Below are 26,204 nucleotides of genomic sequence, written 5' to 3' on the forward strand. Positions count from 1 at the left end.
GGGGGCGAGAAACCCCCCCTACGACGCGAACAACCGAACAGCCCAAGCGGCATGCGCCTCCGCCCCGATCTCCAGCAACGGCGCAGACGCACAAGGCAGTTCATCGACACCGCGGTCGACCACACGCCCGGCCGCCTCCACCGCCCGATCGACGACAAGGTCCAACTCCGGCGCCAACCGCGCCAGCACGGCCGTAGCGTCGAACGGATCGAGACTCAGCAACCGCACCGTCGCGGACGCGGGCCCACTCACACTCTCGTAGGCCGCGCAGTACGCCGCGTCCTCCGCCCCGAGCCCGGCCGCCCGAGCGACCAGCCCCAGCACGACCGGCTGATGCGCGCCCTTCGGGAACTCCCGCGCCAGCGCGTCGAGTTCGGCGGACGGCCAGGTCGCCCGCGCGGCCCGCATCAACTGCCGCCCGAGCTTCCGCGCAGCGGTCCGCAACGCGGGCGACGGCGTCCGCGCGTCGGCAGCCGCGTCCAACTCCACGGGATCGACGCCGAGTACGGCCGCAGCCGCCAGCGAGGCGGACACGACCCCGGCCGTGTACAGCCGCCCCCGGCAGAAGTCGCCGAGGCTCGCCGCCCCGGTGACCCGCCCGGCCTTGACGGCGGCTTCCGCCCCACCGGAGTGCGCGTGCCCACCGGCGGGAAAGCGCCCGTCGGCGAGGACCAACAACGCTCCCCTGGACATCAGAAGAGGAAGTACCGCTGGGCCATGGGCAGTTCGGCGGCCGGAGTCGCCTCGACCAGCTCCCCGTCGATGTGCACGGCGAAGCTGTCGGGGTCGACCTGGACGCGCGGCCGGGCGTCGTTCTCCCGCATGTCCGCCTTGGTCACCCCACGTGTGGACTCGATGGCCACGAACTTCTTGCCGAGGTCGAGCCGTTCGGGCAGCCCGTCGTCGATCGCCAACTGGGCCACGAAGTTGAAGGAGTTGGCGGCCGGGGCCCGTCCGATCGCCCCGAACATCGGGCGCGGGAGGATCGGTTGCGGGGTCGGGATGGACGCGTTGGCGTCGCCCATCTGCGCGTAGGCGATCTGCCCGCCCTTGATGACGAGGTGCGGCTTGACGCCGAAGAACGCCGGTTCCCACAGCACGAGGTCGGCGAGCTTGCCGCTCTCGACGGAGCCGATCTCGCGGGCGAGGCCCTGTGCGAGGGCGGGGTTGATCGTGTACTTGGCGACATAGCGCCGTACCCGATGGTTGTCCGCGCGTCCGTCACCCGGCAGCGCGCCCCGCCGCCCCTTCATCACATGGGCCGTCTGCCAGGTCCGCATGATGACCTCACCGACCCGCCCCATCGCCTGCGCGTCCGAGGAGATGATCGAGATGGCGCCGAGGTCGTGGAGGATGTCCTCCGCGCCGATCGTCGAGGGGCGGATGCGGGACTCGGCGAAGGCCAGGTCCTCGGGGACGGCCGGGTTGAGGTGGTGGCAGACCATCAGCATGTCGAGGTGTTCCTCGGCGGTGTTGACGGTGTAGGGCCGGGTCGGGTTGGTGGAGCTGGGCAGTACGTGCGGCTCGGAGACCACGGTCATGATGTCCGGCGCGTGCCCGCCGCCCGCACCCTCGGTGTGGTACGCGTGGATGCCGCGTCCGGCGATGGCGGCGAGGGTGTCGCCGACGAACCCGGCCTCGTTCAACGTGTCGGTGTGGATGGCGACTTGGATGCCCGTACGGTCGGCGACGGTGAGCGAGGCGTCGATGACGGCGGGCGTCGAGCCCCAGTCCTCGTGCAGCTTCAGTCCCAGCGCTCCCCCACGGATCTGGGACAGCATCGCGTCGTGCGAGACGGTGTTGCCCTTGCCGAGGAAGCCGATGTTGAGCGGGTACTGCTCCATCGCCGCCATCATCCGGGCCAGATGCCAGGGGCCGGGGGTGACCGTGGTCGCCTTGGAGCCCTCGGCAGGGCCGGTGCCGCCGCCGACCACCGTGGTGACCCCGGCGGAGAGCGCCTCGTCGGCGATCTGGGGGCAGATGAAGTGGACGTGCGCGTCGACGGCACCGGCCGTGAGGATGCGGCCGTTGCCCGCGATGACCTCGGTCTCGGGGCCGATCACCAGGTCGGGGTGGATGCCGTCCATGGTGTCGGGGTTGCCGGCCTTGCCGATGCCGGTGATCCGGCCGTCGCGGATGCCGACGTCGGCCTTGACGATGCCCCAGTGGTCGACGATGACGGCGCCGGTGATGACGGTGTCGGGGGTGCCTTCTGCGCGCGTAGCACGTGCCTGGCCCATCGACTCGCGGATGACCTTGCCGCCGCCGAACACGGCCTCGTCACCGGCGAGTCCGGGACCGCCGCTGCGGTCCTCCTCGATCTCGATCAGCAGATCGGTGTCGGCGAGCCGGATGCGGTCGCCGGTGGTCGGCCCGAACAGGTCCGCGTACGCGGCGCGGGAGATCTCAGGCATCGAGGGCACCTCCGGTCTCCCCGCGCAGTCCGGGCACCACACGGGCGCCGGCCAGCCGGACGAGTTCGACATCGACGGGGATCCCCGGCTCGAAGCGTACGGCCGTGCCGGCGGCGACGTTGAGCCGCTTGCCGCGCGCGGCGGCGCGATCGAACTCAAGGCCGGGGTTGGCCTCGGCGAAGTGGTAGTGGGAGCCGACCTGGACGGGCCGGTCGGCGGCGTTGAGGACGGTCATCCGTGTGACCTCGCGGCCCGCGTTGTAGACGATCGGGTCGTCCGCGAACAGGATCTCGCCGGGAATCATCGAGGCCTCCTACACGATCGGGTCGTGGACGGTGACGAGCTTGGTGCCGTCCGGGAAGGTCGCCTCGACCTGCACGTCGTGGATCATCTCGGGGATGCCCTCCATGACGTCGTCCCTGGTGAGCAGCTTGCGCCCGGAGGACATCAGCTCGGCGACGGTACGGCCGTCACGGGCGCCTTCGAGGATGTGCGACGTGATGAGGGCGACCGCCTCGGGGTGGTTGAGCCTCAGTCCACGGGCCCGGCGCTTCTCGGCCACGTCGGCCGCCACATGGATCAGCAGCCTCTCTTGCTCGTGCGGGGTCAGTTGCACGCTCCCACCTCACAGTCCTCGCTCCGGACCGTGCGGGGTCCGGCTGCCGCTTGAACGCTCCGCTCGGAGTGCGGGACGTCGTCCGAAGGCCCGTCGTGGCTGGTCGCGCAGTTCCCCGCGCCCCTTCGGGGCACTGCCGAACCGCAGCGGACTTCACCGGACCCGCTCAGCCCCCGGGGAAAAATCCCTGGTGGCATGGATCGGCAGGCTAGTTGGACCGAGTTTCAAGCAAGTTAACCGAGCTGTGATCAGGACAATCAGATCTACGCCCGTAGAGCCCCTCCTCGACCGGTCACCTAGGAGGGGTTCGGCCCCCGGTGCTCGGCCGCGATGCCGAAGCGCTGGTGTTCGCGGGGAGCGGACGCGACCTCGCGGACGTGCGAGACGGCACTGATCACCTGTTCGTCGGCGTTCGCGTCCAGCTTGTCGAGTTCGTCGAGTCGTTCCAGGTCGGCGGCGGAGACCAGCGCGACGAGGGGCTTGCCGTGCCGTGTCACGACGACGCGCTCACCGCCGTACACCACCCGGTTGATCAGGTCGGCGAGCTCAGCCCTGGCTTGCGTCACCGGAATCTCGTAGGCCATACCCCCATCATAACGTCATGTACGTCCTGTACATTTCTTACAGATGCCGAAGGAGGGGTACCCATGACCCGACCGTTCGCCCGCCATGTCCTGCCCGAATTCACGGAGCGCACCAGCTCCGGGCACCGGACGACGGACCCGTACTCGAAGCTGCTGGAGGAGCGGATCGTCTTCCTCGGGACGCCGATCGACGACATCTCGGCGAACGATGTGATGGCCCAGTTCATGCACCTGGAGTACCTGGCGCCGGACCGGGACATCTCGCTGTACATCAACTCGCCCGGTGGCTCGTTCACCGCGATGTCGGCGATCTACGACACGCTGCGGTTCGTCACCTGTGACGTGGAGACGATCTGCCTCGGCCAGGCCGGCACCAGCGCGGCGGTGCTGCTGGCGGCGGGCTCGCCGGGCAAGCGGTCGGCGCTGCCGGGCGCGCGGGTGGTACTCCGCCAGCCCTCGCTGCCCGAGCCGGTCCAGGGTCAGGCGAGTGATCTCGCCATCCAGGCCGAGGAGTTGGCGCGCACGCGGTCCCAACTGGAGGCCGTGCTCGCCCTGCACACGGGCCGGACGGTGGAGCGGGTGAGCCAGGACATCGAGCGGGACCGGATCATGGACGCCCAACAGGCCCTGGAATACGGCCTGGTGGACCGGATCGTGTCGACCCGCAAGACCTCGCTCACCGAGTACGGCGGGGAGTGAGCCCACGATGCTGCCGCCGGAGCTGCCGCCGCTGCCCGCACTGACGCGTGCCGAGGGCGAGTTGATCGACCGTTATCTGGATGTGGCCGACCTGCTGGGTCGTATCAACCCGGCGCACCACGGGGACACGTACCGTGGACTGCGGGCCGCCCAGGCACTGGTGGCCAAGGCCACCGAACTGCGGGACGCGCTGGCGCTGATGCACCAGCGGGGCGAGACCGAGCTGCACGCTCCCACGCTCGCGCGGGCGCTGCGCGTGCTGGACGGGGAGCGCCGTACTGCTCGCGTCACGATCCCCGCGCCCTCCGACAGTTGACGGACCCGGAGTCGTGACGGCCGGTGTCGAAACGGGCCGAACGGTGTACCCCCGATCGGTGTAGTCGCCGCTCCGCCCATGCGGCCGTCCGGGTTGCGCAACACGCGTAGCCCGAGGGGCGGGTGAGGTGTTCCGGTGCTGGTCCGGGGGTCACTCGCTCTCGACACGCCTTCGAACACCGACGCGTTCAGCCGAACGGGTGAGTGGTGAGTAACCCCACAAATCCCCGATTCCGTTGGGCTTTTCGGACATTCATAGGTGAAGATCCCTGTCTGACGACAAGACCCCGCCGCAGCGGCGGGGCGATCCGGGCGGACGCCGAGTCCTGCCGCCGCCCGGATGACAGGTCGACAGGATTGCATCGGCAGGAGTGGAGGACCCAGGCACGACGGGTCGCCGGGACGGTCACGCCATGACCGGGTCGAGCAGCCCTTGGGGTGAAGCCGCGAGTGTGCGGCCGGGCAACTTCGCCAGCCCGAATCCGACAGGTCATCCTTCACAGGCGGCTGACGAAGGGTTGCGCATGACTGCGCTCAATCGTGTCCCGTCGCTGATGGTCCGGGCCGGTACGGCTTCGGCCTTCGCCATCGCCGCCGTAGGCGGTTCCGTCGTGATACCGGGCGTCGCATCCGACGCCGCGGCCGCGACACCCGCGACGAAGGCACTCCAGGTCGCGGCGTCCAAGAAGGGCGCCCCGTACAGGTACGGGGCCACCGGACCGGGCCGCTTCGACTGCTCCGGGCTCACGTTGTACTCGTACAAGAAGGCAGGCAAGAAGCTGCCCCGTACGGCGGCCCAGCAGTACAACAAGACCCACCACATCTCGGCCGGCAGCCGCAAGGCCGGGGACCTCGTCTTCTTCCACTCGGGCTCCAGCGTCTACCACGTCGGCATCTACGCCGGCGGGGGAAAGATCTGGCACGCCCCGAAGACCGGGGACGTGGTGCGGTTGCAGAAGATCTGGACCAAGAGCGTCTGGTACGGCCGGGTCAGCTGACCTGCGCTGAATACCCCGAGGGGTGGCGGTCTCCTGACGGACCGCCACCCCTCGGGTGTACCGGAATCGCTCAACACACCGCTCTACGGCTCCTGTTGGCCCGCCGCGGTCACCGGTCGGGCCGGTACCGTCCAGGGCACCTCGATGGAGACCGTCTTGCCGCCCTCCAGGGTGGGCCGGACCCGGAGTTTGCCGCCGCACTCCGCGGTCAGCCAGCGGATGATGACCATGCCCCGGCCGTTGTCCTGCTGGACGGCGGCCGGCAGGCGTTTGGGGAAGCGGGGATGGCTGTCGGTGACTCCGATGCGCAGCTGTTCGTCACGCTCCAGCTCGATGTCCACCGTGAAGGTGGGTGACTGTCCGAAGGTGTGCTGTACGGCGTTGGTGGCGAGTTCGGAGACGATGAGGCGGATGGTGTCGGCGACCTCCGTGTCCGCCGGCAGTCCCCATTCCACGAGGGTCCCGACCACGTAGGAGCGGGCGGTGGAGACCGAGGCGGGATCGCTCGGCAGAGTGACGGATGCTTCCAGATGGTCTGCCATGGCGCGGTCGTCCCTTTCCCGCGGGACCGGTGTCCGACACGGAGCGGATGGTTCGAGTACGGTCCCGGACTGGTGCTTCTTCGCCAGACTGCCATTACCGCGTCGCCAACGGTGCCGATCCACCAAGATATGCATATATCTGTCGCTCAAAGCGGTGAACTCTGCGAACCCAGACTCTATTTGGGCGGCTCGGAAGGAGTAAGGAGAAACCCATGCAGTACGGTCCCGCGGTGCGCCGCCGGAAACTGGGCGCCGAACTCCGCGCGTTGCGTGCGGAGGCGGGGCTCACCAGCGGCGAGGCGGCCCGGCTGGTCGGCTGGCACCAGTCGAAGGTGAGCCGCATCGAGACCGGCGCGAGTGGCGTGAAACCGCCCGACGTCCGGTTACTCCTGGACGCCTACGAGGTCGGCGACGCACAACTCCGGGACATGCTGCTCGTGTTGGCGGGCTCGGACGACGGAGGCGGCCGGCATCACTGGTGGCACGCGTATCGCGGTGTACTGCCGCCCGCCTACCGGGACTTCATCAGCCTGGAGTCACAGGCCAGTACGATCCGCACCCTGGAGACCTCGGTGGTCCCCGGGCTGCTGCAGACACCCGAGTACGCCCGGGCGGTGACCCGGGCCGCCGTGGGAGGCCTCGACAACGACGGGCCGGAGCGGCTCGACGCGCTGGTGCAGGTCAGGCTGGCCCGGCAGGACATCCTGCGGGCGGATCCGCCGCTGGAACTGAGCGTGGTCCTCGACGAGGCGGTGGTACGCCGGGAGGTCGGCGGGCCGGGTGTGATGGCACGGCAGCTGGAGCGGCTCGTCGAGGCGGCGCAGCTGCCCCAAGTCCGGCTTCAGGTCTTGCCGTTCGCCGCAGGAGCACACATCGGTATCACCGGGCCTTTCGTTATCTTCTCCTTTCCGAGCACTTCTGATCTGGACGTGGTTGTTCTAGACCACTTGACGAGTAGCCTCTACCTCGAACGGAAAGAAGACCTAGAGGCCTACAGCGAGGCCTTCAACACCCTTCAGTTCCACGCCCTTTCACCCGAGGACTCGTTGGACTACATCGCCGGGATAGGTGACGGCTCGTAAGGAGGCACCATGTCTGCACTGCCTCGGAACGTACCTTCCAGTACTGATCTGTCCGGAGTGCGGTGGCTGCGCAGCAGCCACAGCACGGGAGCCAACAACTGCGTCGAGGCGGCTCGTCCGCACTCCGGCCCCCGCGCGGGGCTGCTCGCCGTACGCGACTCCAAGGACCCGCAGGGACCCGCTCTGCTCTTCTCCCCCGAGAGCTGGACGGGATTCCTCGGCGCCTTCCACTGATCGGTTCCCCCGTCAGCGACGCACGACCGTGTCACGCCGACTCATGGTCGCGTTTCGCCGATCACACGTACAGCGCGTTCGATCTCGGCCCCGGAGAGGTCCGCTCGGGCGGTCAGCCTGAGCCGTGAGATGCCGTCGGGCACGGAAGGAGGACGGAAGCAGCCCACGGCCAGCCCTGCCGTACGGCAGTCGGCCGCCCATCGCACGGCCGCCTCCGGGGACGGTGCCCGCACCGACACCACCGCGGCGTCCGGACGTACCGCTTCCAGACCCGCGGCGGTGAACCGTGTGTGCAGCTCACTCGCCACGGCGCGCGCCCTGGCCGCCCGCTCGGGCTCGCGCCGCAGCAGGGTGAGCGCCGCCAGCGCCGCGCCCGCCGCCGCAGGCGCCAGCCCGGTGTCGAAGATGAAGGTCCGCGCCGCGTTGACCAGATGGTCGATCACCCGGGCCGGCCCGAGCACGGCCCCGCCCTGACTGCCCAGCGACTTGGACAGGGTGACGGTCACGACCACGTCCTCGGCCCCCGCGAGCCCCGCCGCGTACGGCGCCCCGCGCCCGCCCTCGCCCAGCACCCCGAGCCCGTGCGCGTCGTCGAGCAGCAGCCCCGCCCCGAACTCCCGGCTCGCCTCGGCGAGCGCTCCCACCGGAGCCGCGTCCCCGTCCACGGAGAACACCGAGTCGGACACGACCACAGCCTGCCCGTCGTGCGTCCGCAGCGCCTTCCGCACCCCGTCCGGATCCGCGTGTCCTACGACCTGGGTGGCGCCCCGGGCCAGCCGGCAGCCGTCGATCAGCGAGGCGTGGTTGCCCGCGTCGGAGACGATCAGCGAGCCGTGCGGCGCGAGCGTGGTGACCGCGGCGAGGTTGGCCGCGTAGCCGGAGGAGAAGACGAGGGCGGCCTCGAACCCGGTGAACTCGGCCAGCTCGCGCTCCAGTTGGACGTGCAGTTCGGTCGTACCGGTGACGAGCCGCGACCCGGTGGATCCGCCGCCCCAGGTCCGCGCCGCCGCCGCGGCCCCCTCGACGACCTCGGGATGGTGGGCCAGGCCCAGGTAGTCGTTGCTCGCGAGATCGAGGAGCGGCGAGTCGGCGGGACGCGGGCGCAGGGTCCGTACGAGCCCGGCGCGGCGGCGCAGCTCCGCCTGGTCGTCGATCCAGCCGAACGCCATGGTTCCTCCGGGGGCTTTTGTAGGCAGTGCACAGACACTAATCGGACGACCAGCCGCCCATGGTGTGGTGATACCCACACCGTCGACCCCATGTCTTGTCCAATCTCTCCTTGGCCGAGGGCGGTCCCGTAGGACAGGATCGGGACTCATGGACCTCCTGAACACGCTCGTGGACAAGGGGCTTCGGCGCGAGCTGCCGACCCGCGCCGAGGCACTCGCCGTCCTCGCCACCTCCGACGACGACCTGCTGGACGTCGTGGCCGCGGCCGGAAAGGTGCGCCGGCACTGGTTCGGCCGACGGGTGAAGCTCAACTATCTCGTCAACCTGAAGTCCGGCCTGTGCCCCGAGGACTGCTCGTACTGCTCGCAGCGGCTCGGCTCCAAGGCCGACATCCTGAAGTACACATGGCTGAAACCCGACGACGCCTCGAAGGCCGCGGCGGCCGGTGTGGCGGGTGGCGCCAAGCGGGTCTGCCTGGTGGCCTCCGGCCGGGGCCCGACCGACCGGGACGTGGACCGGGTCGCGGGCACCATCAAGGCGATCAAGGACCAGAACGAGGGCGTCGAGGTGTGCGCCTGCCTCGGCCTGCTCTCCGACGGCCAGGCCGACCGGCTGCGCGAGGCGGGCGCGGACGCCTACAACCACAACCTCAACACGTCCGAGTCGACGTACGGCGACATCACGACAACCCACACCTACGCCGACCGCGTCGACACCGTGCAGAAGGCGCACGCGGCCGGGCTGTCCGCCTGCTCCGGCCTGATCGCCGGCATGGGCGAGAGCGACGAGGACCTGGTGGACGTCGTCTTCTCGCTCCGCGACCTGGACCCGGACTCGGTGCCGGTGAACTTCCTGATCCCGATGGAGGGCACCCCGCTCGCGGCCGAGTGGCACCTCACCCCGCAGCGGTGTCTGCGCATCCTCGCGATGGTGCGGTTCGTCTGCCCGGACGTCGAGGTACGCATCGCGGGCGGCCGTGAGGTCCACCTGCGCACGATGCAGCCCCTCGCCCTGAACCTCGCCAACTCGATCTTCCTCGGCGACTACCTGACGTCCGAGGGCCAGGCCGGCCACGCCGACCTGGAGATGATCGCGGACGCGGGCTTCGAGGTGGAGGGCGCGGGCGAGGTGACGCTGCCGCAGCACCGGGCGACTGCGGGCGGCTGCGGGTCCCATGAGGAAGCCTGCGGGGGCTGCGACTCGCACGAGGGCGCCGGGGTCTGCGGCTCGGCCCCCGCTGCGACGCCCGCGCCGCAGGTCGACGAGGTCCGCCGGGACCTGGTCTCCGTCCGCCGCCGAGGTGCCGGAACGGATCTCGCGCCCAATGCCTGACCCGACCGTCCTGCCCGCTCTGCCCGCTCTGCCCGTCGCCGAGCTGCTGGAACTGGACCGGCGGCACGTCTGGCATCCGTACGGTCCGATGCCCGGCCGGGTCGAACCGCTCGTCGTGGAATCGGCGAGCGGGGTCCGGCTCCGACTGGCGGACGGATCGGGCGAACTGGTCGACGGCATGTCGTCCTGGTGGTCGGCGATCCACGGCTACAACCACCCCGTGCTCAACGAGGCCGCGCGCGAACAGCTCGGCCGGATGAGCCACGTGATGTTCGGCGGGCTCACGCACGAGCCCGCCGTACGCCTGGCGAAGCTCCTTGTCGACATGTCTCCCCAGGGCCTGGAGCACGTCTTTCTCGCCGACTCGGGCTCGGTGTCGGTCGAGGTAGCGGTGAAGATGTGCCTCCAGTACTGGCGCTCGCTGGGACGCCCCGCGAAACAGCGCCTGCTGACCTGGCGCGGCGGCTACCACGGCGACACCTGGCAGCCGATGTCGGTGTGCGACCCCGAGGGCGGGATGCACGAGCTGTGGGCAGGGGTGCTGCCCCGACAGGTCTTCGCGGACGCGCCTCCGACCGAGTACGACGAGTCCTACGCCACGCACCTCCACGAGCTGATCGAGCGGCACGCGCACGAACTGGCCGCGGTGATCGTGGAGCCGGTGGTGCAGGGCGCGGGCGGGATGCGGTTCCACTCCCCCGCGTATCTGCGGGTGCTGCGCGAGGCGTGCGACGCGCACGACGTGCTGCTGGTGTTCGACGAGATCGCGACGGGTTTCGGCCGTACGGGCGCGCTGTTCGCGGCGGAGCACGCGGCGGTGACGCCGGACGTGATGTGCGTGGGCAAGGCGCTGACCGGCGGCTACATGACGATGGCGGCGACGCTGTGCACGTCACGCGTGGCGGACGGCATCTCGCGGGGCGAGGTGCCGGTCCTGGCCCACGGCCCGACCTTCATGGGCAACCCGCTGGCGGCGGCCGTGGCCTGCGCGTCGGTCGAACTCCTCCTGAACCAGGACTGGTTGACGGAGGTCAAGCGCATCGAGGCGGGTCTGCGCGAGGGCCTGGCCCCGGCCTCGCGCATCCCCGGCGTCCGGGACGTCCGCGTCCTCGGCGCCATCGGCGTGGTCCAGCTCGACCACGACGTCGACATGAAGGCCGCCGCGGACGCGGCCGTACGCGAGGGCGTGTGGCTGCGGCCGTTCCGCGACCTCGTCTACACGATGCCGCCGTACGTCACGAACGACACCGACCTGGCACGGATCGCCCGCGCGGTGTGCGCGGCGGCGCGGGAGGGATGAGATGCCGGTACTGGTGATCACGGGCACGGGCACGGAGGTCGGAAAGACGATCACCACAGCCGCGGTGGCCGCCACGGCGCTCGCCGCCGGCCGCACAGTGGCCGTCCTCAAGCCCGCCCAGACGGGTCTACGGCCGGAGGAGCGCGGGGACGCCGACGAGGTCGCGCGGCTCGCGGGCACCGTCACGGCGGCCGAACTCGCCCGCTACCCCGAGCCGTTGGCCCCCGGCACGGCGGCACGCAGGGCCGGTATGACTCCGGTCCACCCGCGGGAAGTGGCCGAAGCCGCCCAGAAGTTGGCCACCGAGCACGATCTGGTGCTGGTCGAGGGCGCGGGCGGGCTGCTCGTCCGGTTCGACGCGGAGGGCGGCACGCTGGCGGACGTGGCACGGCTGCTGGGAGCACCGGTCCTGGTGGTGGCCTCGGCGGGTCTTGGCACCTTGAACACGACGGAACTGACGGCCCGTGAACTCCGTTCCCAGCGGCTCGACTTGCTGGGCGTGGTGATCGGCAGCTGGCCCAACAGCCCTGATCTTGCGTCGCGTTGCAATGTGGCCGATCTGCCGGAGGTTTCCGGGGCTCCGCTGCTGGGCGCGCTGCCGGAGGGGGCGGGGGTTCTCGCACCTGCCGACTTCCGTGCGGCGGCGCCGAGTTGGCTGGCGCCGCGGCTCGACGGGACGTGGGACGCGGCGGAGTTCGGGGTACGCGAGGCACCGTAACCGGACGGCGTTCAGGCCTCCAGCCGGTCCAGCCACGCGTCCTGACCGTCCGCCAAGGGGAAAGCCAGGGGCAGCGGTTCGAAACGGCAGTGGAAGGTCATGCCGTTGTCGCGGCCCGTGCCCGTCACCTGGTGGTCCCACGCGTCCGGGACCTCCGCGTCGCCGTCCACCTCCAGTTGAAAGAAGGTGGTGTGGCGTGGGAAGCGGCGAATCGGGTGCGGGGTGTGCTCCTCGGCGATCGGGCGCAGTACGCGCACGCAGGTCAGCCCGCATTCCTCCGCGACTTCGCGCAACACCGCCTCTTCCAGCGGCTCCTTGGGCGCCACGCCTCCCGCCGGGACGTGCGTGCCGGGCGGCAGATCCGCGTCGTGGTCGAAGACGAGCAGTTCCACCGGCCGTCCCGCGCGCCGGCGCAGCACATAGGCAGCCACCCGGACGCGCAACGTCAACTCCCGCATGCCCGCAGCGTAAGGGAAGTGCCGGGGGCTTCAGGATGCCTCCCCTTCCGCCAGCAGCCGGACCAGCTCGATCCGTGAGCGGATGCCCAACCGGCTGAAGACACCGCGCAGATGGTGGTCGATCGTGCGGGGGCTGAGGGCGAGGCGGACGGCGATCTCGCGGTTGGTGGCGCCGTCGGCGGCCATGCGGGCGACCATCAGTTGCTGGGCGGTCAGGCGGCCGGCAGGTGTGGGGACGGCGGTCGCGCCCACCGGTGTGCCGAGGGCGCGGAGTTCGGCCCGCGCCTGGGCGGCGCAGTGTGGGGCGCCGAAGGACTCGAAGGCCTCCAGCGAGGTGTGCAGCCGGTCGCGGGCCTCGGTACGGCGGCGCAGTCGGCGCAGCGCGCCGCCGAACAGCAGCTCGGTGCGGGCCCGTTCGAAGTCGCGGGTGCCGTGCGCGTGCAGGTCGAGGGCGGTGCGGTAGTGGTCGACGGCTTCGGCGCCGGGGGCGAGCAGGGCCCGGCAACGGGCGCTCAGCGCAAGGTCGTCGGGGCTGAGTACGGCACGTGCCCAGCGGTCGTAGTCGGCGTGCGCGGCACGGGCGATCCGGGTGTCGCCGCTGCGGGCGGCGGCCTCGACGTAGTGCGGGGTGGCGAGGTGCCGTATCGCCCGGTGGCCGTGGCCCGGGCCGAATCCGGCCAGCGCGCGCAGCCGGGCCGCGGCGGCGGCGAACCGTCCGCTGCTGAGGTCGAGGTAGGCGAGCGCCCACTGGGCGAGCGCGGCGGGCAGTCCCAGGCCGCGGCCGAGGGCGTACGAGCGGGCGGCGGCGGCGCGTTCCCGACACAGGTCCGCCTCGCCGGTGAGCGCCGCGAACATGGCGAGGGCCGCTTGCAGATGGCAGGCGCCGTTGTCCTGGCCGGTGGCGTGGGCCTGCCACAGGGCGTCCGCCGTGGCCGTCTCGGCGGCTCGCGGGTGACCGGTCCAGAACTCGGCGTAGGCCCGGAACTCCATCGCCTGCGGCACGATCACCGTCGCACCGTGCGCCCGGGCCGAGGCCGCCGCCCGCACGGTGGCGGTGGTGGCGCGGGTGTGGTCGCCGAGCATCAGGGCGGCGATCCCGGCGTGGACGAGGAGGGTGGGGTCGCCGCCGGGACCGCATCGCCCGGCGGCGGCTTTCAGCAGGTCCCGCGCGTCCTCGTAGCGCCCCTCGAAGGCGGCGGCCAGTCCCCCGAGCGTCCCGTGCGGCACGATCCCGAGCCGGGAGGCGACGGCAGCCGCCTCCCGGCAGCGTCTCAGGTCCCCGGTGTAGACGGCGGCCTCGGTGGCCCGGGCGAGGAGGTGAACCGCGTGGTCGGCGGCGGGAGTTCGGGGTGCGGCGGTGACGTGGGGGGTGTCGGTGCGGCGGAGTGCCGTCGCCGCCGGCGACTCGGCCGTTCGGGGTGCTGCCGTTCCGGGCGCGTCCACTCGGGAAGCCGCCGCTCCAGGCACACCCGCCCGGGAAGCCGCCGCTCCAGACGCCTCCACCCGGGGAGTCGCCCTTCCGAGCGCACCGGCCCGGAGAGCGCCCGTTTCAGGCACACCCGCCCCGGGAGTCGTCATTCCAGACGCACCCACTCCGGGAGTCGCGCTTCCGGGCGCACCCGCCCGGGGAGCCGCCGATCCAGACACACCCACTCCGGGAGCCGCCGTTCCAATCGCACCCGCCCGGGCAGTCGCCGCTCCAGACGCCTCCACCCTGGGAGTCGCCGTTCCAGGCGCACCCGCCCGGGGAGTCCCCGTTTCAGGCACACCCACTCCGGGAGCCGCCACTCCAGACACACCCACTCCGGGAATCGCCGTTCCAATCGCACCCGCCCGGGCAGTCGCCGCTCCAGACGCCTCCACCCTGGGAGTCGCCGTTCCAGGCGCACCCGCCCGGGGAGTCCCCGTTTCAGGCGCACCCACTCCGGGAGCCGCCGATCCAGACGCACCCACTCCGGGAATCGCCGTTCCAATCGCACCCGCCCGGGCAGTCGCCGCCGTCCAAGACGCTTCCGCTCGCGGCATCGTCGTTCCCGGCGCCTCACTCAAGTGGCCTCCGGCCAAAGGCTCCTCGGCCTCCCGTCGGGCCAAAGGCGCCTCGGCCCCTGGTCGCGCCGCAGGCTCCTCGGCGGCTCGCCGCACCACCGGCCCCTCGCCCGCTCGGCGCACCACCGCCCCGTCACCTCCTCGCCGCACCACAGACGACTCGCCCCCTGGCCCCGCCACCGATCCTTCATCCCCCCGTCGCGCCACCGCGATCAGCAGCGCGTCGAACGCCTCCGCCGCGTTGCCGGCCCGCAGCGCGAAGACCCCGTTCAACGCGTCGCTGTCCGTCGCGGCGGCGAGTCTTCGGGCGCGGTCGCCCTCGCCGGACTGCCAGGCGTCGCCGGCGGCGCGGTTGAGGAGGCGGGACTGTTCGCGGGGGTCGCGGGAGAGGGCGGCGGCGCGTTCCACCAGGGCGCAGGCGAGGGCGTGTTCGCCCGCCGCCCGTGCCTTGCCCGCCGCCGTGCGGAGTTCCGCCGTGAGCCGCACGCTGGGGCCGAGCGCGCCCGCCCCCCGGTGCCAGGAGCGTCGGGGTGTCTCGTCCTCCGCGCGCAACACCCGCGCCAGCAGCCGGTGGACGTCCCGTCGGTCCGCCGGGGACCCGGTCTCGTACGCGGCGATCCTCGTCCACGCGTCGCGGAACACGACCCCGCCCGCCGTCGCCTGCGCGACCCCTGCCGTCTCGGCGGCTTCGAGGGGCCGGGTGTCGAGCCGGCCCGCCGCGACGGCGCGCAGGAAGGCGTGAGTGGGGACCGGGTACTGGTCGGCGGCGGCGAGCAGGAGGAGCAGGCGGGTGTCGTCGGGCAGGGTACGGATCTCCCGGCGGTGCCGGCTGAGCAACTCCGGTGCCAGGGATGCCGGTTCGGTGGGGAGGGGGTCGAGGCCGGCGGCCTGGCGTGGGGTCAGGCGCGAGCGGAGTTCGGTGGCGGCGCGGGGGTCGCCGTAGGCCGCGCGGAGCAGTCGGATGCGGACACCCTCGGGGAGCGCGGGATCGGGGGTTCGCCACCCGTCGGTGCGCGACGGTGGCCAAGTGCGGTCCAGAGGTGGGGGGTTCACTGGTGTCACCACACAACTGACGTTACTGGCGAGTTAATTCACACGTAAAGACCGGCGATTTCGCCGATGCGGCGCGCGTAGACCCCGCTGACACTCCTGACAACCCCACCCGTATCAGGAGGCATCATGCAGCGCCACAAGCGTCGCATCGCCACGGCCCTGTCGGCCGTGACCACCTCGCTCCTTCTGTCACTCTCCCTGGCCTCGACGCCCGCTCACGCGGCGAGCCACGATCCCATCATCTTTGTGCACGGCCTGAGCGGTTCGGCGAGCGGCTGGGACGACTGGGTCGCGGACTTCGAGGCCGACGGCTACTCCTCGTCCGAGCTGTTCGCGTGGTCGTACGACTGGACGCAGTCGAACGTCACGACCGCCTCGCAGCTGGCCACCGAGGTCAAGAGCGTGCTCGCGCAGACCGGGGCGTCGAAGGTCGACATCGTCGGTCACTCCATGGGGACGCTCAGCGCCCGCTACTTCCTGAAGAACCTGAGCGGCACGTCGTACGTGGACCACTTCGTGTCCGTCGCCGGCGTGAACCACGGCACCTCCATCGCCTCGCTGTGCGGCTGGCTGTACACGTCCTGCAAGGAGATGCAGACCGGGAGTTCCTTCCTCACCGCGCTCAACTCCGGTGACGAGACGCCCGGCAGCGTGTCGTACGCGGCCTACTGGTCGGACTGCGACGAGGCGATCAACCCGGACACCTCGGCCGAACTGAGCGGCGCGACCAATGTCGACGTCGGGTGCATCTCGCACACGAACATGAACAACGACCACGGCGTCTACGAACAGGTGCACGACTTCATCTCCTGACCCGCCCCCGGGCGACAGCGGGGGTGGGCGCGGCCGACAAGGGGGGACAATCCCCGTAGGGACCGGTTTCGGTCCGGTCCGGGAGGTCGCCATGCCGCTACGGTCCGCAGGCTCCGGCACTGTGCCGAAGGACGCCGTCCACCACCCGCTGTTCGCCCGTTACTACGCCCGCTTCAGCGTGCGCGCCGAGTCACGGTTCGGCCTGGCCGGAATGCGGGAGAGGCTGCTCGCCGGGCTCTCCGGGCGGGTGATCGAGATCGGCGCGGGGAACGGCCTGAACTTCGCGCACTATCCGAGCGCGGTCTCGGAGATCGTCGCGATCGAGCCCGAGCGGACTCTGCGGCAGCTGGCCGTGGAGTCCGCGCTCCGCTCCGACGTGCCCGTCGACGTGGTGCCGGGCGCGGCGGAGAAGCTGCCCGTCAAGAGCGAGGCCTTCGACGCGGTCGTGCTCTCGCTGGTGCTGTGCAGTGTGCGCGATGTGCCGCGGGCGCTCGCGGAGGCACGGCGGGTACTGCGACCCGGCGGGGTCGTGCGGTTCTTCGAGCACGGCCGGGGCGGCGGACCGGCGATGGCGTTCACCCAGCGCGCCCTGGACCGCACCCTGTGGCCACCGCTGAACGGCGGCTGCCATCTGGCCCGCGACCCGGTCGCCGAGCTGCGTGACGCGGGGTTCGAACTCGGGCCGTACCGGCGGGTGTTGATCCCGGAGAAGGGGCCCGCGCTGCCGATGTCGTACTGCGTCCTGGGTACGGCCTGGCGCCCGGTCACGGACGGGTGATCACACGTCACAGGCTCCACTGGCGCAGCTCGTGCGCGATGTCGTCGACCGACGCCTCGCCGCTCTTCACCAACCGGGCCAGATCCCGGACCTGTTCGGGCGAGGTGATGACCTTCAGGCCGCTGGCGACGAGGTACGCGTAGGCGACGGCCGAGGCGAAGAGGGCGTTGGAGCGCTCCAACGCGGGGACGTGGATGAGGAGTTGGAGTAAGGCGGCGGCGCGCGCGTGCGGGCTGTCGTAGACGGGGACGTCGAATATGTCGGCCTGGTGACGGGCGACGGCGGCGACGAGCGCGCCCCAGTCGGTGACCTGGGGGTCTCCGGGTGTGTTGTGTTCGGCGAGCATCAGCAGCCAGGCGAGGTCGATCCTGAGGTTGTTCAAGGGATCAGCGGCGACCTTCGCGGGTGCTCGCCCCGTCGGCGCCGAACTCGTCGGCGAAGACGGACTCGTACTGCTTCATGAAGTCGGCCGCGGCCTCGACGAAGGTGTGGCCGACCTCCCCGGTGTCCTGTCTGACCAGCTCTTCTATGTAGCGGTTGACGCTCATGCCACGGGCCAGGGCACGTTCCCGGGCCGCGCGGGCGGTGCCCTCGTCCACGCGTACGTTCAGCTGGGTCTTCGCCATACCTCAAAGCTAGCGCCGAACTGCTAGCAGGGGCAAGGGCTCGTCCCGTGGGTGGAGAGTGCCCCTTACACCGGTATCGGGGGCCCGACCTGGGGCGGAGACCGCCTCGGTCGCACGGGGGATATCGGCTGTGCGGCGCGTCACACTAGGCTCGGCCGCGAGTACGGAGTCGGGAACGTCCACGAGCGAGGGAACTCCAGGAGGCCGTCTTGTCCACACCTGCAGCGGAGCACGCCCCGGGTCAGGCCCCGGCCGGCCGGATCGCGGCCCGTGCCCGCGGTCTGACCAAGGCGTACGGCTCGGGCGAGACGACCGTGCTCGCCCTGGACGCGGTGGACGTGGACATCGCGCGCGGCCGTTTCACCGCCGTCATGGGGCCTTCTGGCTCCGGGAAGTCCACGCTGATGCACTGCCTGGCGGGGCTCGACACCGTCTCGGCCGGGCAGGTGTGGCTCGGCGACACGGAGATAACGGGCCTGAAGGACCGCGAGCTGACCCGGCTGCGCCGGGACCGGATCGGGTTCATGTTCCAGTCGTTCAACCTCATCCCGACCCTCAACGCGGCCGAGAACATCACGCTGCCCATGGACATCGCAGGCCAGAAGCCGGACCAGAAGTGGCTGGACCAGGTCATCGACACGCTCGGGCTGCGGGACCGGCTCAAGCACCGGCCGTCGCAACTGTCCGGCGGCCAGCAGCAGCGGGTGGCCTGCGCCCGGGCGCTCGCCTCCCGGCCCGAGCTGATCTTCGCGGACGAGCCGACCGGCAACCTCGACTCACGGGCCGGCCTTGAGGTGCTCGGCTTCCTGCGTGACGCGGTCGACGGCCTGGGGCAGAGCGTGGTCATGGTCACCCACGACCCGGGCGCCGCCGCCCACTCCGACCTGGTGCTCTTCCTCGCGGACGGGCGGATCGTGGACGAGATGGAACGGCCGACGGCGGAGGGTGTGCTGGAACGCATGAAGAGGTTTGACCTGGCCAGGGGGCAGCTCGACGGGCCGCCGGCAGCCACTGGGGACACCGAGGACAAGGACTGAACCCGTGCTGAAGGCGACCCTCCGGAGCTTCCTCGCGCACAAGGGAAGGCTGCTGCTCTCGGCGCTGGCCGTAGTGCTGTCCGTCGCGTTCGTCGCGGGCAGCCTGATCTTCTCCGACACCGTGACCCGCACCTTCGACCGCCTCTTCGCGTCCACGTCCGCCGATGTGACCGTGGAGCCGAAGCAGGACCTCAAGTCCTCGGTGCCCACCGGCGCGACCGAGACCGTGCCCGCCGCGCTGGCCGGGCAGGTGGCGAAGGTGGCCGGGGTCGCCGCGACGCACGCCGACGTGTCCGTGCAGAACATCGTGGTCGTCGACAGCAAGGACAAGTCGGTCGGGCCGACCACGGGCGCGCCCACCATCGCCACCGACTGGTACCTCACCGACCGCAGCCCGGTGAAACTCACGTCCGGGCACGCCCCGCAGGGCGCCGGCCAGGCCCTCCTGGACGCGGACACCGCCGACAACAAGCACGTGAAGATCGGCGACACGCTCACCGTGCAGGCGCAGCCCGGCAGCTTCAAGGTCGAGATCGTCGGCATCGCCACCTTCACCACCACCAACCCCGGTGCCGCGCTGGTCTTCCTCGACCCCGCCACCGCGAAGTCGCAACTCCTCGGCGCGTCCGACCGTGCCACGAGCATCTCGGTGGACGCGGCCAAGGGCGTGTCCGACGCCGTGCTCAAGCAGCGGGTGGCCGCCGCGATCGGTTCGTCCGGCTCCTACGACATCAAGACCGCCGACGAGCAAGCGAAGTCGGCCGCGGCCGACCTGGGCGGTTTCCTCGACGTCATCAAGTACGTGATGCTGGGCTTCGCGGGCATCGCGGTCCTGGTCGGTGTCTTCCTGATCGTCAACACGTTCTCGATGCTGATCGCCCAACGTACCCGCGAACTGGGCCTGTTGCGTGCCCTCGGCGCCGACCGCAAGCAGGTGAGGCGCTCGGTGCTCGCCGAGGCGCTGCTGCTCGGTCTTGTCGGTTCAACTCTGGGGCTGACGGCGGGGATCGGGCTCGCGGCCGGGCTGATCAAGCTCATGACCGCGTTCGGCATGAACCTCAAGACCACCGAGATGGTGGTGAGTTGGCCGACTCCCGTGGCGTCGTACGTCGTTGGGGTCGGCGTCACCTTCGTCGCCGCGTATCTCCCGGCCCGGCGGGCCGCGACGGTCTCGCCGATGGCGGCCCTCGCGGACGCCGAAGTCGCAGGTGTGGGGCGGCCGTTGAGGGTGCGGGCGGTAGTGGGTTCGATCGTCGGCGCGATCGGCGTGGCCGCGCTCGCGGGCTGCGCCGCCGCGACGAAGACCGCCTCGGCCTCCTCCCTCCTTGGCCTCGGGATCGTACTGACCCTGATCGCGACCGTGATCGCGGGCCCGCTCCTGGTCCGCCCGATGATCCAGGTGCTGGGCGGCGCCTTCCCCGCCCTGTTCGGCTCGGTCGGCCGGATGAGCCAGCGCAACGCCCTGCGCAACCCGCGCCGTACGGGAGCCACCGCGGCGGCGCTGATGGTGGGGCTGGCCCTGGTCGGCGGGATGTCGGTGGCGAGCGCCTCCATGTCCAAGTCCTTCGACCAGCAGATCGACAAGACCCTGGGCGCCGACTTCGTGATCCAGAACGGCAGTTTCGTGCCGTTCTCGAAGGAGGTCACGGACCATGTGCGCGCCACCGGGGGCGTCGGCCTCGTCGTACGCGCCCGCTTCGCGCCCCTCGCGGTCCGGCTGCCGGACGGCAAGCGGGTGGAGACGACGGCCGCCGGCTACGACTCCCCGCTCGACAAGGTCGCCCACATCAAGTACGCGCAGGGGAACACGACTTCGGCACTCGCGGCCGGACACCTCGCCATGGACGTCGACTTCGCGAAGGACCACAAGGTACGGCTGGGCAGCGTGCTCCCCGTCGAGTTCCCGGGCGGCCGCACCACACAGCTGACGGTGGGCGCCCTCAGCGACCAGGGCACGGCCGGCGGATTCGGGACACAGGGCGGGCTGTTCTTCGGGATCGCCACGGTCGAGAAGTACGTCCCGAACGGCCAGGACTCCACGCTGTACGTGAACGCCGCCTCCGGCACCGGCGCCGACCAGCTCCGCAAGGCACTGGACACGACACTGAAGCCCTATCCGCAGGTGCAGGTCCGCGACGAGGCCGACTACAAGAAGCTGATCCACGACCAGATCGCCGTACTGCTGTATCTCGTCTACGCGTTGCTCGGGCTGGCCATCGTCATCGCGGTGCTCGGCGTGGTCAACACCCTTGCCCTGTCGGTCGTCGAGCGCACCCGGGAGATCGGCCTGCTGCGCGCGATCGGACTCGGACGGCGTCAACTGCGTCGGATGATCCGGCTGGAGTCGGTGGTGATCGCGGTGTTCGGCGCGGTGCTGGGGCTCGGTCTCGGCCTGGTGTGGGGCGTCTGCGCGCAGCAGGTCCTGGCGCTCCAGGGCATGAAGGCGCTCGCGGTTCCGTGGACCACGATCGTCGCGGTGGTGATCGGTTCGGCGGTGGTCGGCATCGTGGCGGCCCTGCTGCCCGCGTTGCGCGCCTCCCGCATGAACGTGCTGGCGGCGATCGCGCACGAGTGATGGAATCATGACGGTCGTTCTGAAGTCCCCCGCGACTCAGGAGAGTTCATGCCGCGCCCGTTCCGCTTCGGGGCCAGTCTGCTCACGTCCGCGCCCGCCGACGAGTGGCGCGCGAGATGCCGACGCGTCGAGGAACTCGGCTACGACGTGATCCTGGTCCCCGACCATCTGGGCATGGTCGCGCCGTTCCCGGCACTGGTCGCGGCGGCGGACGCGACCGAGCGGCCACAGGTGGGCACGTTCGTGCTCAACGCGGGTTTCTGGAACCCGACTCTGCTGGCCCGCGAGGTCGCGACGACCCACGACCTGACCGGCGGCCGTCTCGAACTCGGCCTGGGCACCGGCTACATCCAGGCGGAGCACGACACGGCGGGGCTGCCCTTCGGTTCGCCGGGTGAACGGGTGGACCATCTCCGGCGCACCGTCGAGGAGTTGGCGCGGCTGCTGGAGAGCTCGGAGACCCGGGTGCCACTGCTCCTGGGCGGCAACGGCGACCGCATGCTGCGCCTGACCGCCGAGCACGCGGACATCGCGGCGTTCGTGGGTGCGCGTCTCACACCGGGCGACACGGAGGGCAGGCTGACGCCGGTCGACGCTGCGGAGTTCGGCGAACGGGTCGCCCGGTACCGGGAGTTCGCGGCCGGCCGTGCGGAACCCGCCGAACTCAATCTGCTGATCCAGCTGGTGACGGTGACGGACGACCCCGCGGGCGCGCTCCGGCCACTGCTGGACCGCCGACCGGACCTCACCCTGGAGCAGGTGCTGGACCTCCCCGTGATGCTGGTCGGCACCCTGGAGGAGATCACCGCGAAGCTGCGCGCGCTGCGTGACCGGTACGGGTTCTCCTATCTCACCGTGCTGGAGCCGTACCTGGAGGCGTTCGCGCCGGTAGTCGAGGAACTGCGCCGAAATCCGCTCGCCGCACCCGCCGGCCCTCTGCTTGGCTCGTCCCATGAGTGATCTTCAGATCCGCAGCGCGGCCCTCTCCGACATCGACGGCGTGCTGGCGTTCTGGCGCGAGGCCGCCGAAGGGACCAGCATCAGCGACGACCGCGACGGCGTGGCCCGGCTCATCGACCGGGACCCGGACGCGCTGATCCTCGCGGAGCGCGACGGGCGGCTCGTCGGGTCCGTGATCGCCGGCTTCGACGGCTGGCGCTGTCACCTCTACCGGCTGGCCGTGCACCCGGAGCAGCGCCGCCGGGGCATCGGCTCGGCGCTCCTCACGGCGGCCGAGGAGCGGTTCGTGGCACTGGGCGGGCGCCGCGGCGACGCGATGGTGCTGGAACGCAACGAGACCGGGCAGCGTGCGTGGCGCGCGGCGGGGTACGTACGCGAGGACCACTGGCGGCGGTGGGTGAAGCACCTCACCACCTGATCGCTTTGCCCATCCTTTACCATTGGTGGACGACCCGGAACTTCTGCATCTCCTCGAAAGGTGTGAGCGTCCGCCCATGGGCGAGCCTCCCAGTACGCGACATCGCGCGAACCTCCCTGCCCTGTCCGATCATGGGACGGAGGTGACCCGATGACCGAAGTGCTTCTGCTGCTGGTGGCGATCCTGCTCTCGCTCCTCTGCGGCGCCTTCGTCGCGGCCGAGTTCTCGCTGACCACCGTGGAGCGCGGCGAGCTGGAGCGCGCGGTCGAGCGCGGCGAGCGGGGCGCCTCCGGTGCCCTGAAGGCCGTACGGAATCTGACCTTCCAGCTCTCCGGCGCCCAGCTCGGCATCACGGTCACCAACCTGGTCGTCGGCATGCTCTCCGAGCCGTCGATCGCCGCGCTCATCGCGGGCCCCTTGGAGTCGCTGGGCATCTCGCACTCCGCGTCGAAGTCCGTCGCGCTGGTGCTGGGCACGGCACTGTCGACGGTGTTCCTGATGGTCGTCGGCGAGCTGGTGCCGAAGAACTGGGCGATCTCCTCGCCGCTGGCCGTGGCCAAACGGGTGGGCAACGCGCAGCGCTGGTTCAGTGCCGCGTTCCGTCCCTTCATCAGCCATCTGAACAACACCGCCAACCACGTGGTGCGCGCCTTCGGCCTGGAACCGGCCGAGGAGCTGGCCTCCGCGCGCGGGCCGCAGGAGCTGGCCGCGCTGGCCCGGCACTCCGCCAAGCAGGGCGCCCTGGAGCCGGACACCGCCGAGCTGTTCGTACGGACCCTGAACCTCGCCGACCTCACCGCGGAGAACGTGATGACGCCCCGCGTCCAGGTCATCGCCCTCGACACCCAGGCGACCTGCGAGGACGTGGCCAACGCGACCCGCGCGACCGGGCTGTCCCGCTTCCCGGTCTACCGCGGCAGCCTCGACGATGTCGTCGGCACCGTGCACATCAAGGACGTCCTGGCGGTACCCGCGGACCGGCGGGCCCGCTTCCCCCTCTCCGACGTACTGCGCGAACCCCTCCTCGTCCCCGAGTCCCTGACCGTGGACCGCCTCTTGGACCGCCTGTCCGGCAAGCGCACGATGGCCGTCGTCATCGACGAGTACGGCGGTACGGCGGGGGTCGCGACCCTGGAGGACATCGTCGAGGAGGTCGTGGGCGAGGTGCGGGACGAACACGACCCGCACGAGACACCCGACCTGGCATCGGCGGGCACGGACGAAGAGGGCCGGACTCTGTACTCGGCGGACGGCGCCGCCCGCATGGACCAGCTCGCGCGCGTCGGACTGCGGGCGCCGGAGGGGCCGTACGAGACGCTGGCCGGTCTGGTCGCCACCGAGCTGGGGCGGATTCCGGAGGTCGGGGACACCGTCGCGGTCGCCCGGTGGCGGATCGACGTCGTGGACGCGTCGGGGCGGCGGGCCGCGCGGCTGCTGCTGCACGCGCCGGTCGACGGCTCCGACGCCCGTACCGACTCCGTGGAGGGGGAGCTGTGACCGCCGTACAACTGCTGATCGGGTTGGCGACGCTGGTCGTCAACGCCTTCTTCGTGGGCGCCGAGTTCGCGCTGATCTCGGTGCGCCGCAGCCAGATCGAGCCGCACGCCGAGCAGGGCGACCGGCGCGCGAAGAGCGTGCTGTGGGGTCTTGAGCACGTGTCCGTGCTGCTGGCCGCGGCCCAGCTGGGCATCACGCTGTGCACGCTGGTGCTCGGTATCGTCGCCGAGCCGGCGATCGCGCATCTGCTGGAGCCGGTGTTCCACGCGGTCGGCGTCCCGGAGAGCGCGGGCCACGCGGTGTCCTTCGTGATCGCGCTGGCCGCGGCGACCTATCTGCACATGCTGCTCGGCGAGATGGTGCCGAAGAACATCGCGCTCGCCGAACCGGTGCGCAGCGCGCTGCTCCTCGGACCGCCGCTGGTGACGCTGTCCCGGGCGCTGCGCCCGGTGATCTTCACGATCAACGCGTTCGCCAACACCCTGCTCAAGCTGCTGCGCGTCGAGGTCAAGGACGAGGTGACGGCGACCTTCTCGGACGCCGAACTCGCCCGGATCGTCCGGGACTCCGGCGAGGCGGGTCTCATCGACGAGCGCGCCCGGGAGCGGTTGAACGACGCGCTGGAACTCGGCAGCAGGCCGGTACGGGACGTCGTACTCCCCCTCGAACGCGTCGACTACGTGGTGGCGGGCATCACCCCGGCCGAGCTGGAGGTGCTGTCGGCCGAGTCCGGCTTCTCCCGCTTCCCGGTGGTGGACGCCGAGCGCCGGATCATCGGCTACCTCCACGTGAAGGACGCGCTGGACGCGTCGCCGCGCGACGAGCCGTTCAAGGTGGAAGACATGCGCTCCATCGCGAACATCCGGGAGAGCACGCCCATGGACGACGTCCTCACCGCGATGCGCAGGGGTCGTACGCACCTCGCGGCGGTCCTCGACGAGGAGGGCCGGCTGACCGGTCTGGTGACCATGGAGGACGTGCTGCGGGAGCTGTTCGGGCAGCGGGCGTAGGACCGGGCCCTGATCGGGGAGGGGGACCGACCGGCGGGTATGGACGCGGGATATCATCTTCGTCGCCATGCAGACGAATCCCACGCACACCAGCCTGGTCGCGATCGGCGACTCCTTCACCGAGGGCATGTCGGACCTGCTCCCGGACGGCACGTACCGGGGCTGGGCCGACCTCCTCGCCGGCCGGATGGCCGCCCGGACGCCCGGCTTCCGGTACGCCAACCTCGCCGTACGCGGCAAGCTCATCGCGCAGATCGTCGACGAGCAGGTCGGCCCGGCGGCGGCCATGCAGCCCGATGTGATCACGCTGGTGGGCGGCCTGAACGACACCCTTCGCCCCAAGTGCGACATGGGCCGGGTGCGCGCTCTGCTGGAGGAGGCCGTCGAGCGCCTCACGCCCGCCTGCAAGCACCTGGTGCTGATGCGCAGCCCTGGCCGCGAGGGCCCGGTCCAGCAGCGCTTCCGGCCGCGCATGGAGGAACTCTTCTCCTACGTCGACGACCTCGCCGACCGGCACGGCGCCCTGGTCGTCGACCTCTACAGCGCGCCCTCACTCGCCGACCAGCGCGCGTGGGACGTCGACCGGCTGCACCTCACGGACGATGGCCACCACCGCGTCGCCGAGGCCGTCTGGCAGACCCTCGGCTACGAGGCCGAGGACCCGGAGTGGCGCACCCCGATGCCGCCGACCCCGGCCCCGAACTGGACCGCCCGCCGCATCGAGGACGTCCGCTTCACCCGCCAGTACCTGCTCCCCTGGATAGGCCGCCGCCTCACCGGCCGCTCTTCGGGGGACGGCCGGACAGGCGCCCACTTTAGCGCTGAGCTGGGGAAAGCCTTTTGGGTCACCCCTGTGGACCACACAAACCCTGGCCCTGTGACGGACTGGCAACAGGTGGGGCCCTGACCCGGAGCCTCGCCCGGATGCC

At 71.0% G+C, this 26,204-nt stretch carries 28 protein-coding genes and 1 riboswitch; of the genes, 17 read left to right on the top strand and 11 right to left on the bottom strand.

Features of this window, described 5'->3' with window-relative positions:
• Window positions 1–18 precede the first annotated feature (18 nt).
• From ACIBJH_RS28530 to ACIBJH_RS28550, 5 genes are all read right to left on the bottom strand, one after another.
• Window positions 19–693, bottom strand: a complete 675-nt coding sequence (locus tag ACIBJH_RS28530; protein WP_399119734.1) for an urease accessory protein UreF — start codon at window positions 691–693, stop codon at window positions 19–21.
• A complete protein-coding gene (locus ACIBJH_RS28535; protein WP_399119735.1) occupies window positions 693–2,414 on the bottom strand; it encodes an urease subunit alpha in 1,722 nt (573 codons plus the stop codon). Before ACIBJH_RS28535 ends, ACIBJH_RS28530 begins: the two co-directional genes overlap by 1 nt.
• A complete protein-coding gene (locus ACIBJH_RS28540; protein WP_399119736.1) occupies window positions 2,407–2,718 on the bottom strand; it encodes an urease subunit beta in 312 nt (103 codons plus the stop codon). The genes ACIBJH_RS28535 and ACIBJH_RS28540 overlap by 8 nt, the downstream gene beginning before the upstream one ends.
• A gap of 9 nt (window positions 2,719–2,727) precedes the next feature.
• Window positions 2,728–3,030: an urease subunit gamma gene (locus tag ACIBJH_RS28545; protein ID WP_028808600.1), complete on the bottom strand. Its 303-nt coding sequence runs from the start codon at window positions 3,028–3,030 to the stop codon at window positions 2,728–2,730.
• Between the two features lie 296 nt (window positions 3,031–3,326).
• Window positions 3,327–3,614, bottom strand: coding sequence for a type II toxin-antitoxin system Phd/YefM family antitoxin (locus ACIBJH_RS28550; RefSeq protein WP_019070944.1), 288 nt, complete (start codon window positions 3,612–3,614; stop codon window positions 3,327–3,329).
• A gap of 63 nt (window positions 3,615–3,677) precedes the next feature.
• Between ACIBJH_RS28550 and ACIBJH_RS28555 the strand changes: the two genes are divergently transcribed.
• The 3 genes from ACIBJH_RS28555 (at window position 3,678) to ACIBJH_RS28565 (ending at window position 5,626) form a co-directional block, all read left to right on the top strand.
• Window positions 3,678–4,313, top strand: coding sequence for an ATP-dependent Clp protease proteolytic subunit (locus ACIBJH_RS28555; protein WP_399119737.1), 636 nt, complete (start codon window positions 3,678–3,680; stop codon window positions 4,311–4,313).
• 7 nt (window positions 4,314–4,320) lie between these two features.
• On the top strand, window positions 4,321–4,629 hold the full coding sequence (locus ACIBJH_RS28560) for a hypothetical protein (RefSeq protein WP_200716610.1): 309 nt from the start codon (window positions 4,321–4,323) through the stop codon (window positions 4,627–4,629).
• A gap of 338 nt (window positions 4,630–4,967) precedes the next feature.
• Window positions 4,968–5,149: riboswitch (cyclic di-AMP (ydaO/yuaA leader) on the top strand.
• Window positions 5,150–5,152: 3 nt separating this feature from the next.
• Entirely contained in the window at window positions 5,153–5,626 is a 474-nt protein-coding gene (locus tag ACIBJH_RS28565) for a C40 family peptidase (RefSeq protein WP_200716611.1), read from the top strand.
• Between the two features lie 83 nt (window positions 5,627–5,709).
• Here the strand turns inward: ACIBJH_RS28565 and ACIBJH_RS28570 are convergent, their stop codons facing one another.
• Window positions 5,710–6,168, bottom strand: coding sequence for an ATP-binding protein (locus ACIBJH_RS28570; protein ID WP_019070948.1), 459 nt, complete (start codon window positions 6,166–6,168; stop codon window positions 5,710–5,712).
• Between the two features lie 212 nt (window positions 6,169–6,380).
• Between ACIBJH_RS28570 and ACIBJH_RS28575 the strand changes: the two genes are divergently transcribed.
• Together ACIBJH_RS28575 and ACIBJH_RS28580 are read left to right on the top strand one after the other, a co-directional pair.
• Window positions 6,381–7,250, top strand: coding sequence for a helix-turn-helix domain-containing protein (locus tag ACIBJH_RS28575; protein ID WP_399119738.1), 870 nt, complete (start codon window positions 6,381–6,383; stop codon window positions 7,248–7,250).
• Between the two features lie 9 nt (window positions 7,251–7,259).
• Window positions 7,260–7,484, top strand: a complete 225-nt coding sequence (locus ACIBJH_RS28580) for a DUF397 domain-containing protein (RefSeq protein WP_399119739.1) — start codon at window positions 7,260–7,262, stop codon at window positions 7,482–7,484.
• Window positions 7,485–7,525: 41 nt separating this feature from the next.
• On the opposite strand, the gene ACIBJH_RS28585 is transcribed toward ACIBJH_RS28580, so the two are convergent.
• Complete coding sequence (locus ACIBJH_RS28585; RefSeq protein WP_399119740.1) at window positions 7,526–8,653, bottom strand: 8-amino-7-oxononanoate synthase; 1,128 nt, start codon at window positions 8,651–8,653, stop codon at window positions 7,526–7,528.
• A 148-nt stretch (window positions 8,654–8,801) separates the two neighbouring features.
• Here ACIBJH_RS28585 and bioB point away from each other — a divergent pair, with 148 nt between their 5' ends.
• From bioB to bioD, 3 genes are read left to right on the top strand one after another with little or no spacing between them, the layout of a single operon-like run.
• Window positions 8,802–9,986 (top strand): biotin synthase BioB, encoded by a 1,185-nt coding sequence (bioB, locus tag ACIBJH_RS28590; protein ID WP_399119741.1) that lies wholly within the window; start codon window positions 8,802–8,804, stop codon window positions 9,984–9,986.
• A complete protein-coding gene (locus ACIBJH_RS28595; RefSeq protein WP_399119742.1) occupies window positions 9,979–11,286 on the top strand; it encodes an adenosylmethionine--8-amino-7-oxononanoate transaminase in 1,308 nt (435 codons plus the stop codon). The genes bioB and ACIBJH_RS28595 overlap by 8 nt, the downstream gene beginning before the upstream one ends.
• A 1-nt stretch (window position 11,287) precedes the next feature.
• Window positions 11,288–12,004 carry a dethiobiotin synthase gene (gene bioD / locus ACIBJH_RS28600; protein WP_399119743.1) on the top strand — a complete coding sequence of 239 codons (717 nt, stop codon included), beginning with the start codon at window positions 11,288–11,290 and terminating at the stop codon, window positions 12,002–12,004.
• An 11-nt stretch (window positions 12,005–12,015) separates the two neighbouring features.
• Here the strand turns inward: bioD and ACIBJH_RS28605 are convergent, their stop codons facing one another.
• Together ACIBJH_RS28605 and ACIBJH_RS28610 are read right to left on the bottom strand one after the other, a co-directional pair.
• The gene (locus ACIBJH_RS28605) at window positions 12,016–12,462 is read right to left on the bottom strand and encodes an NUDIX domain-containing protein (protein ID WP_399119744.1); all 447 of its coding nucleotides are present in this window, start codon (window positions 12,460–12,462) and stop codon (window positions 12,016–12,018) included.
• Between the two features lie 30 nt (window positions 12,463–12,492).
• A complete protein-coding gene (locus tag ACIBJH_RS28610; protein WP_399119745.1) occupies window positions 12,493–15,561 on the bottom strand; it encodes a LuxR C-terminal-related transcriptional regulator in 3,069 nt (1,022 codons plus the stop codon).
• 126 nt (window positions 15,562–15,687) lie between these two features.
• On the opposite strand from ACIBJH_RS28610, the gene ACIBJH_RS28615 reads away from it, so the two are divergent.
• Both ACIBJH_RS28615 and ACIBJH_RS28620 read left to right on the top strand, forming a co-directional pair.
• A complete protein-coding gene (locus ACIBJH_RS28615) occupies window positions 15,688–16,374 on the top strand; it encodes an esterase/lipase family protein (protein WP_399119746.1) in 687 nt (228 codons plus the stop codon).
• A gap of 91 nt (window positions 16,375–16,465) precedes the next feature.
• Window positions 16,466–17,152 (top strand): class I SAM-dependent methyltransferase, encoded by a 687-nt coding sequence (locus tag ACIBJH_RS28620; protein ID WP_399119747.1) that lies wholly within the window; start codon window positions 16,466–16,468, stop codon window positions 17,150–17,152.
• A 7-nt stretch (window positions 17,153–17,159) separates the two neighbouring features.
• Here the strand turns inward: ACIBJH_RS28620 and ACIBJH_RS28625 are convergent, their stop codons facing one another.
• Entirely contained in the window at window positions 17,160–17,534 is a 375-nt protein-coding gene (locus ACIBJH_RS28625) for a hypothetical protein (protein ID WP_019070960.1), read from the bottom strand.
• A 4-nt stretch (window positions 17,535–17,538) separates the two neighbouring features.
• Window positions 17,539–17,778: a toxin-antitoxin system HicB family antitoxin gene (locus ACIBJH_RS28630; protein ID WP_366094160.1), complete on the bottom strand. Its 240-nt coding sequence runs from the start codon at window positions 17,776–17,778 to the stop codon at window positions 17,539–17,541.
• Between the two features lie 209 nt (window positions 17,779–17,987).
• Between ACIBJH_RS28630 and ACIBJH_RS28635 the strand changes: the two genes are divergently transcribed.
• From ACIBJH_RS28635 to ACIBJH_RS28665, 7 genes are all read left to right on the top strand, one after another.
• The gene (locus ACIBJH_RS28635; RefSeq protein WP_019070962.1) at window positions 17,988–18,815 is read left to right on the top strand and encodes an ABC transporter ATP-binding protein; all 828 of its coding nucleotides are present in this window, start codon (window positions 17,988–17,990) and stop codon (window positions 18,813–18,815) included.
• 4 nt (window positions 18,816–18,819) lie between these two features.
• A complete protein-coding gene (locus ACIBJH_RS28640; protein WP_399119748.1) occupies window positions 18,820–21,390 on the top strand; it encodes an ABC transporter permease in 2,571 nt (856 codons plus the stop codon).
• A gap of 48 nt (window positions 21,391–21,438) precedes the next feature.
• Window positions 21,439–22,350, top strand: coding sequence for an LLM class F420-dependent oxidoreductase (locus ACIBJH_RS28645; protein WP_399119749.1), 912 nt, complete (start codon window positions 21,439–21,441; stop codon window positions 22,348–22,350).
• Window positions 22,343–22,768, top strand: coding sequence for a GNAT family N-acetyltransferase (locus ACIBJH_RS28650; protein WP_399119750.1), 426 nt, complete (start codon window positions 22,343–22,345; stop codon window positions 22,766–22,768). Before ACIBJH_RS28645 ends, ACIBJH_RS28650 begins: the two co-directional genes overlap by 8 nt.
• Before the next feature lie 150 nt (window positions 22,769–22,918).
• Window positions 22,919–24,265 carry a hemolysin family protein gene (locus tag ACIBJH_RS28655; protein ID WP_399119751.1) on the top strand — a complete coding sequence of 449 codons (1,347 nt, stop codon included), beginning with the start codon at window positions 22,919–22,921 and terminating at the stop codon, window positions 24,263–24,265.
• Complete coding sequence (locus ACIBJH_RS28660; RefSeq protein WP_388110167.1) at window positions 24,262–25,275, top strand: hemolysin family protein; 1,014 nt, start codon at window positions 24,262–24,264, stop codon at window positions 25,273–25,275. Before ACIBJH_RS28655 ends, ACIBJH_RS28660 begins: the two co-directional genes overlap by 4 nt.
• A gap of 67 nt (window positions 25,276–25,342) precedes the next feature.
• Window positions 25,343–26,182 (top strand): SGNH/GDSL hydrolase family protein, encoded by an 840-nt coding sequence (locus ACIBJH_RS28665; RefSeq protein ID WP_399119752.1) that lies wholly within the window; start codon window positions 25,343–25,345, stop codon window positions 26,180–26,182.
• Window positions 26,183–26,204 lie beyond the last annotated feature (22 nt).

Source organism: Streptomyces sp. NPDC050548, assembly GCF_044457385.1.
In the GTDB taxonomy this organism is placed as follows: Bacteria; Actinomycetota; Actinomycetes; order Streptomycetales; family Streptomycetaceae; genus Streptomyces.

Bases quoted from the DNA above. Each gene is read 5' to 3' on its own strand.
- ACIBJH_RS28530 (WP_399119734.1), bottom strand. From the start codon at position 693: ATGTCCAGGGGAGCGTTGTTGGTCCTCGCCGACGGGCGCTTTCCCGCC.
- ACIBJH_RS28535 (WP_399119735.1), bottom strand. From the start codon at position 2,414: ATGCCTGAGATCTCCCGCGCCGCGTACGCGGACCTGTTCGGGCCGACC.
- ACIBJH_RS28540 (WP_399119736.1), bottom strand. From the start codon at position 2,718: ATGATTCCCGGCGAGATCCTGTTCGCGGACGACCCGATCGTCTACAAC.
- ACIBJH_RS28550 (WP_019070944.1), bottom strand. From the start codon at position 3,614: ATGGCCTACGAGATTCCGGTGACGCAAGCCAGGGCTGAGCTCGCCGAC.
- ACIBJH_RS28555 (WP_399119737.1), top strand. From the start codon at position 3,678: ATGACCCGACCGTTCGCCCGCCATGTCCTGCCCGAATTCACGGAGCGC.
- ACIBJH_RS28560 (WP_200716610.1), top strand. From the start codon at position 4,321: ATGCTGCCGCCGGAGCTGCCGCCGCTGCCCGCACTGACGCGTGCCGAG.
- ACIBJH_RS28565 (WP_200716611.1), top strand. From the start codon at position 5,153: ATGACTGCGCTCAATCGTGTCCCGTCGCTGATGGTCCGGGCCGGTACG.
- ACIBJH_RS28570 (WP_019070948.1), bottom strand. From the start codon at position 6,168: ATGGCAGACCATCTGGAAGCATCCGTCACTCTGCCGAGCGATCCCGCC.
- ACIBJH_RS28575 (WP_399119738.1), top strand. From the start codon at position 6,381: ATGCAGTACGGTCCCGCGGTGCGCCGCCGGAAACTGGGCGCCGAACTC.
- ACIBJH_RS28580 (WP_399119739.1), top strand. From the start codon at position 7,260: ATGTCTGCACTGCCTCGGAACGTACCTTCCAGTACTGATCTGTCCGGA.
- ACIBJH_RS28585 (WP_399119740.1), bottom strand. From the start codon at position 8,653: ATGGCGTTCGGCTGGATCGACGACCAGGCGGAGCTGCGCCGCCGCGCC.
- bioB (WP_399119741.1), top strand. From the start codon at position 8,802: ATGGACCTCCTGAACACGCTCGTGGACAAGGGGCTTCGGCGCGAGCTG.
- ACIBJH_RS28595 (WP_399119742.1), top strand. From the start codon at position 9,979: ATGCCTGACCCGACCGTCCTGCCCGCTCTGCCCGCTCTGCCCGTCGCC.
- bioD (WP_399119743.1), top strand. From the start codon at position 11,288: ATGCCGGTACTGGTGATCACGGGCACGGGCACGGAGGTCGGAAAGACG.
- ACIBJH_RS28605 (WP_399119744.1), bottom strand. From the start codon at position 12,462: ATGCGGGAGTTGACGTTGCGCGTCCGGGTGGCTGCCTATGTGCTGCGC.
- ACIBJH_RS28615 (WP_399119746.1), top strand. From the start codon at position 15,688: ATGCAGCGCCACAAGCGTCGCATCGCCACGGCCCTGTCGGCCGTGACC.
- ACIBJH_RS28620 (WP_399119747.1), top strand. From the start codon at position 16,466: ATGCCGCTACGGTCCGCAGGCTCCGGCACTGTGCCGAAGGACGCCGTC.
- ACIBJH_RS28630 (WP_366094160.1), bottom strand. From the start codon at position 17,778: ATGGCGAAGACCCAGCTGAACGTACGCGTGGACGAGGGCACCGCCCGC.
- ACIBJH_RS28645 (WP_399119749.1), top strand. From the start codon at position 21,439: ATGCCGCGCCCGTTCCGCTTCGGGGCCAGTCTGCTCACGTCCGCGCCC.
- ACIBJH_RS28650 (WP_399119750.1), top strand. From the start codon at position 22,343: ATGAGTGATCTTCAGATCCGCAGCGCGGCCCTCTCCGACATCGACGGC.
- ACIBJH_RS28655 (WP_399119751.1), top strand. From the start codon at position 22,919: ATGACCGAAGTGCTTCTGCTGCTGGTGGCGATCCTGCTCTCGCTCCTC.
- ACIBJH_RS28665 (WP_399119752.1), top strand. From the start codon at position 25,343: ATGCAGACGAATCCCACGCACACCAGCCTGGTCGCGATCGGCGACTCC.